At 69.2% G+C, this 5,940-nt stretch carries 7 protein-coding genes and 1 pseudogene; 4 read left to right on the top strand and 4 right to left on the bottom strand.

Going from position 1 to position 5,940, the window contains the following annotated elements; translation table 11 throughout:
• Positions 1 to 64: 64 nt before the first annotated feature.
• The 4 genes from ACWDCZ_RS38240 to ACWDCZ_RS38225 all read right to left on the bottom strand — a co-directional run bounded on the left by ACWDCZ_RS38240 (position 65) and on the right by ACWDCZ_RS38225 (position 2,481).
• Complete coding sequence (locus ACWDCZ_RS38240) at positions 65 to 616, bottom strand: hypothetical protein (RefSeq protein ID WP_449818350.1); 552 nt, start codon at positions 614 to 616, stop codon at positions 65 to 67.
• 14 nt (positions 617 to 630) lie between these two features.
• Positions 631 to 1,047 carry an ATP-binding protein gene (locus ACWDCZ_RS38235; protein ID WP_449818349.1) on the bottom strand — a complete coding sequence of 139 codons (417 nt, stop codon included), beginning with the start codon at positions 1,045 to 1,047 and terminating at the stop codon, positions 631 to 633.
• 73 nt (positions 1,048 to 1,120) lie between these two features.
• The gene (locus ACWDCZ_RS38230; protein ID WP_449818348.1) at positions 1,121 to 1,642 is read right to left on the bottom strand and encodes a GNAT family N-acetyltransferase; all 522 of its coding nucleotides are present in this window, start codon (positions 1,640 to 1,642) and stop codon (positions 1,121 to 1,123) included.
• Positions 1,639 to 2,481 carry a hypothetical protein gene (locus ACWDCZ_RS38225; protein WP_449818347.1) on the bottom strand — a complete coding sequence of 281 codons (843 nt, stop codon included), beginning with the start codon at positions 2,479 to 2,481 and terminating at the stop codon, positions 1,639 to 1,641. The genes ACWDCZ_RS38230 and ACWDCZ_RS38225 overlap by 4 nt, the downstream gene beginning before the upstream one ends.
• A gap of 674 nt (positions 2,482 to 3,155) precedes the next feature.
• Between ACWDCZ_RS38225 and ACWDCZ_RS38220 the strand changes: the two genes are divergently transcribed.
• The 4 genes and pseudogenes from ACWDCZ_RS38220 to ACWDCZ_RS38205 form a co-directional block, all read left to right on the top strand.
• A complete protein-coding gene (locus ACWDCZ_RS38220) occupies positions 3,156 to 4,268 on the top strand; it encodes a helix-turn-helix domain-containing protein (protein ID WP_449818346.1) in 1,113 nt (370 codons plus the stop codon).
• The gene (locus tag ACWDCZ_RS38215) at positions 4,265 to 4,840 is read left to right on the top strand and encodes an HD domain-containing protein (protein WP_049650819.1); all 576 of its coding nucleotides are present in this window, start codon (positions 4,265 to 4,267) and stop codon (positions 4,838 to 4,840) included. Before ACWDCZ_RS38220 ends, ACWDCZ_RS38215 begins: the two co-directional genes overlap by 4 nt.
• A 67-nt stretch (positions 4,841 to 4,907) precedes the next feature.
• Positions 4,908 to 5,267, top strand: coding sequence for a hypothetical protein (locus tag ACWDCZ_RS38210; RefSeq protein WP_449818345.1), 360 nt, complete (start codon positions 4,908 to 4,910; stop codon positions 5,265 to 5,267).
• Positions 5,268 to 5,545: 278 nt separating this feature from the next.
• A pseudogene (locus tag ACWDCZ_RS38205) lies at positions 5,546 to 5,940 on the top strand (hypothetical protein); the annotation flags it as partial.

Here is a 5,940-nt window from a genome sequence, read left to right as displayed (position 1 = left end):
GGCCTGGCCGAAGCGGCGACGGGCCGCTCCTGCACAGGAAGTCGACGGGGCCGACTTCCTGTGCTTACGGGTGGGTTGCGCGGGCGCGGCAGTGGGTGAGGGCGTAGGTGATGCGGCGGTCGGAGGGGAGGGTGGTGGCGAGGAGTTCGCCGGCGGTGACGAGGGTGGTCCAGTAGAGGGCGGGGTCGCCGGTGCGGGGGAGGGGGTGGGCGGCGGTGAGGGAGAGGTAGGCGGTGGCGAGGTTGCCGGTGGTGAACCAGCGCTGGAGGCCGTGCCGGTGACCGGGGCGGAGGCTGCCGTGGGCGTCGACGGCGGTGAGGAGGTGGTCGACGACGGCGAGTTCGGTGTCGGTGAGGGACTTGGGGACGTCGAAGACGCCGAGGGCTTCGAGGAGTTCGCCGGTGTCGGTCTCGGTGTCGGGCCGGGGGTCGGCGAGGAGGGCGTCGTAGCAGTCGTTGAGGCGGCGGGTGGTTTCGGCGTGGGGGATGTCGAGTGCGAGGCAGACGGCGCGGGCGACGGGCAGGGGCGGGTGGCCGAGGCGGGCGATCAGGGCGTAGGTGGCGGCGGGTGTGGTGCCACGGGAGAGGGTGTGCCGGGCGAGGGTCGTGAGGTGCATGGGGAGTCGGGCTTTCAGACGGTAGTGGGGGCGATGTGGGCCCAGACGAACTTGCCGATGCCGTACGGGCGGGAGGCGCAGCCCCAGCGCTCGGCCAGCTCGTTGACGAGGTAGAGGCCGCGCCCGTGCTCGTCGTCAGGCGCGGCGGTGCGGACCGACGGGCGGCTGCTACCGGCGTCGTGTACCTCCAGCCGCAGCCGGGAGCCGGTGAGGGCGAAGCGGACTTCGATGTGGCAGTCGTCGGGCCCGTCGGAGTGCTGGACGGCGTTGGCGAACAGCTCGCCGAGGAGTAGTTCGGCGGTGTCGCGGTAGCGGTCCCCGGAGGGTAGCCCGGAGAGGTAGGCACGGATCAAGTACCGGGCCAGGGGCGCGGATTCGGCCCGGGAGGAGAGACGGGCGACGAAAGCCCGGGGGCGACGGGAAGTGGGCATGAGGGAGCACCTTGGAAGCAAAAGGAGAGGGGGCTATCCACGTCATCGTTGGCGATCTGCCAGCGATAGACAGTCAGTTGCCCGTGGCAGTAGTAGGTTCGCCACCAGGCGGTTGTCTGATCTGCTCGTGTCCCGGTTCGGTAGATCCGAGGGCGTAGGTCTTGAAGTCGGCGCGCTCGCCGGTGGGGGCGAACCCGGCCTTGCGGAGGACGCGGCCGGAGGCGGGGTTCTCCGGGCGGTGCTTGGCGCGGACCTCCCGCAGGCCGAGGTGACCAAAGGCGAGGGCGAGGAGCCTGCGGACCCCTTCGGTGGCGTAGCCGCGGCCCCAGGCGTCCGCGCGCAGGATGTAGCTGATGGCCGCGACGGGGCTGTCGCGATGGAGCTTGACGACGCCGAGGAGGTCACCGTCGACGTCGAGGCCGAGCACGTACAGCGTGCGCGGTGACTGTGCCGCTGCCGCCGTGATGTCGCGCAGGCGGTAGCGGGCTTCGTCGGCGTCCATGGGTGCGCGGCCCAGGTACTTCGTCGACTCCGCGCTGTAGATCCGGAGCAGGGCTTCCTCGTCGCCGGGGCGCAGCTCCCGCAGCTCGATCATCCGCCCACCGCTTCGATGAGCTCGGCCAGTTCGGCGGCGGTGGGCCGCTCGTCGGGGGCGGCCAGCAGGACGCAGCGCAGCCGGGCCTGGAGAGCGGGCCAGGGCATCGCGGTGGACATCGGGATGCCCCGGTGGGCAATGGCCTTGCGGATCTCCTCCACGGGCGTGCCCTTTGGGAGGCCTGCGGTGTCGTAGTCCAGCGGCCACGTGCCGGTGGTGCAGGTCCACAGAGTTCCGGCGAGGGCGTAGACGTCGGCGGTCTGGGTCGTGGTGACGGGCTGGGGGCCGTTGATGATCCGGGCGGCCAGTTCGGGCGCGGTGAGGTGGATCATCGTGCCCTCGAACGTCGGCCACGGGGTGCTGTCGATCCTGCGGGACCAGGCGAAGTCAATGAGGCGCACCTTGTCCTCGCCGTGGATGCCGTGTGCGGGCTGGAGGTCCCCGTGCACCCACCGGTCGGCGTGGAAGTCCGCCACTGCGCGGCACAGTCCGACGGCGGCGGCGAGGGCTTCGTTCTTCCCGCCGTCGCCCTTGCGCACGGGGCGGAAGACCTGCCAGGTGGAGGGGCCAGCCAGCCATGGGGTGACGTACCAGATGCCGTCGGCGAAGCGGCCGGCGGTCACGGTGTAGCCGGGGAGTTGGTCGAGGACGGAGGCTTCGCGGGCGGTGACCTCGGCGGCCTCGCCGGTGCCGAGCTTGATGCTCACCACACCGCGCGGACCGCTGGCCTTCCACACCGCCGAGCCCCGGCGGTTGCTGATCTCCTTCAGCTCCACCGGCCCGCAGACGGCCTCCGCTGCGCTCAGCGCTTCGCGGGCCTCGGCAAGGAACTCGCCCATTCTCGAACTGCCTTCCATTCACAAGGGATGTGCTCGAACACGTCGCGGCTGTCGTCGGCCGAGACCGCCAACGCCGCCGCGAGGTCCGGGGTGGTCTCCAGAAACTGCGGGTCCAGCGGCCGCACGCCCGCCCGTACCGGAAGGAGAAGGACGGCGGGATGCTCTGCCCGCGCCGGCCGGACTTGACGGTGCCCTGGGGGAACTTGCCGAACATGACTCCGACCGGGGCGTACAGGTGCTTCAGCGCACGCGAGGAGGTCGGGCAGGGCCGGGGCCGGCACTCGGGGCGAACGCGGCCCACCCGGCTGCTGGGCGGCCAGGCCGTTCCGCCGTAGGTGGTCCTCGGCGGATCTGCGCGGCCCGGGCGTCAGTGGCGGGCATGGTGCTGGTGGACATGTGGGCTCTCTTGCTGGGGTCGAGGTCGCGGCACGGGGTTCTACGGCGGGGGAGCACCGTCGTTCGCAGAAGACCGAGTTGGTACTAGGCTGCCGCTGGCACTGGCGATGCTGTAGTCACGAAGTTACGGCCTGTGAATCCAGGGTTCGACGGACTGCCAGTACGAGTTGCCGAGACGCTCGAGGCCAAGGGGGCCTGGAATGGCTGGTCGGACGCCATCGAGGCGCACCGAGACACTGACTGGCAGTCGGTCCGAGTCGCCGCAGGTCCCTGAAGGGGTGGTTGCCGGCTTTCTGTTCAAGGTGATCCGAGAGCAGATCCCGAAAACCCAGGACGATTTGGCCATAGACCTGGGTGTCGACAAGAGCACCATTCAAGGTTGGGAGTCCGGCCGCCGGCCACTCTCCTCCACCCGGGCCGGGAACCTGGTGGTGCTGCGCCGCAAGCTGATCCTGCTCGGCGCGCCGACTAGGCTGGTGGACCTGATCGGCCTCGCCATGGACGCGGACTTCGTCCTCGGCGAGATACTGCGGTTCCGGCCAACGAAGGCTGAGGTTCTGGAACATCCGCTGGCCGGGTGGGTGCTCACTCGGGACACCACACACATGATCGGCTGGGCTATCAGCGGGGTTCTGCCCGGCGTCGTGGCCGCCGAATTGAGCATTCCTGCGGCCCGACGTGGTCCGGTCTCCGCTGGGGCGCTCCTCGGACAGGACGCGCGCTCGCGCTTCTTCGACAACCTTCGGCATACCGCCGACCTGGTGGAGGTTGGCGGAGAGGAGACCGCCCTACTCCGGAGACAGGTCTGGTACCTGTCTTCTTACGACCGAACTCGCGATGTGGGCGAGTGGTTTGGCGGGATGCAGCGTAGAGGTCGAATTCCGTCGGCTGGTTCTGGGTGGTCACCCCGCTGGGCCGAAGCTCGGTCGATCGCAGCCGCGCTGGCGCGACAAGGGGACCTCGAGCTACTCCGGGACTTCATCGCCCGCTCGATCACCGACAAGGACGACTTCGAGACCGCGAACCTGAACTACTGGGCCCACTGGCTCGGGCTCGACTCACGTCCTCAGACCAGCGACGACTTCATGGCCGAGCAGGAACGCCCGGCGTGGGACGCCTCCTCGCTTCTGCGACAGTTCGCCATCCGGCTGGATCGCGCGGGCGAGTACACCGACCTGTACGTCCATTCGATCTGGGCACTCATGCTCACTCGGCGCGGCTTGGCCGACGCGGACCCCCATACAGCACGCGACCTGGCCGCACGAGTGTGCACCCTCCTTGACGGTGACGGCCTTTCACGGCAGTCCCGTCGAGAGCTGGAGTCTGTGCACTACGGTCTGCGGGTAGGCGGTTACAGCAACAACCGATCCAGCAGCGAAGGACAGCCATGACGGACGACAAGCAGGCGAGGGGCACCGCGAGCTACCTGTTCGAGGCGGGCATGCTCAAGCGGGCGAAGCGCCAGGGCTGGTGGATCGCCGGCGTCAAGGATCCCGAGTCGATCGCCGAGCACTCGTTCCGGACGGGTGTCATCGGCGCGGTGCTCGCGATGATGGAGGGTGCCGACCCGGCCAAGGTCGCCCTGCTGTGCCTGTTCCACGACACCCAGGAGACCCGGGTCAGCGATATCCCGCACATCAGTCGGCGCTACCTCACCGCGGCGTCGAACGAGCGGGTGACCGCCGACCAGGTCAGCGCCGCCCACCCGGCCGTCGTTGCCGGACTCCAGGCCCTCGTGGAGGAGTACGAGAACGCCGAGAACCTGGAAGTCACCGTCGCCCACGACGCGGACAAGCTGGAGTGCCTGATCCAGGCCGTGGAGTACCGCGAGCAGGGCTACCGGAACGTGCAGCCGTGGATCGACAGCAGCCTCGGCAGCCTCAAGACCGAGTCGGCCCACGCCCTCGCCGAAGCCGCACTGACCATGACGTCCCTGGAGTGGCAGAAGGTCTACCTCGCGTGACGCCACCGACACTCGTCTTCGACCGCTTTTCGGCGCTTGACAGTGCCATCTGACAAAGGAGTTACGCATGTCGACTGATGGGCGGATCTTCCGCGAGGCGTGGATCGCGGGCGTGTCGAAGCACTACCCGGGCGAGCCGAAGGCCGGCTATGTCGCCCCGTGGGAGGAGACGCCCGAGTGGGAGCGGGAGTGCGCCGCTGCCGTGTTCGGGCAGGTCCGGGACTTCATCAGTGTGAGCGGCGGCAACACGTCCAAGCTCACCCGGGAGCAGAAGGGCCGTTTCGTCGCTACGTGTTGGATCGCTCAGATCCACAAGCACATCGAGAATCCGAAGCCGGGCTATGTCGCCGACTGGGTCGATCTGCCGTCGTGGCAGCAGGAGACCGATGCGGACATCTTCGAAGCGATCGAACGCGCCCGTTCCTGAACACCGCGCTCGGCGTGGGAAGTCGGCCCCGCCGACTTCCCACGCAATAGGTGGGGGCGTACGTGGTGCGGGGGCGGAGCTTCACGCTCGAACGGTTCGCACTCTTCGTAGTCGCTGTGCTACTTTCCGCATCATCAACAGAACATAGGAGACCCCGGCGGTGCTGTAACACCCCGGGGTCAGGCACCAGGAGCAACAGACTCCCAATGCAGATTCATCGTAGCGCGCGCACGCGCGCGTTCACCGTCCTTCCGAACGGCCTGTTGCAGGACCGGCGGTTGAGTTACACCGCCCGTGGCCTCCTCGCCGACCTGCTCTCCCGCCCCGACGGGTGGCGGGAGGACGGGCGGCAGATGGCGGACAGCAGTCCGCAGGGGCGGGGTGCCGTCCGGCGGGCGCTCAAGGAGCTGAAGGACGCCGGGTACTACCGGGTCGACAGGGTCCGGATGGCCGACGGGACGGTCCGGTCCGAGGCCCACGTCTTCGACACCCCGCAGCCCGAACCGGCTGTCCCCCGCCCGGCCTCCGGTGGAGGGAGTTCCGGCCGCGCTGTCACCCCTCCCGTAAAGGACCCGGGGCAAGAACCCACCCTCCCGGATGAACGGACGCGGGCCGCCGTGGCCACCCTGTTCCGGGTGATCCGGCCCGAACCCCGCCTGCGCCTCGGCGAGGC

The organism is Kitasatospora sp. NPDC001225 (assembly GCF_053597855.1).
This window is presented reverse-complemented; position numbering and strand designations above follow the sequence as displayed.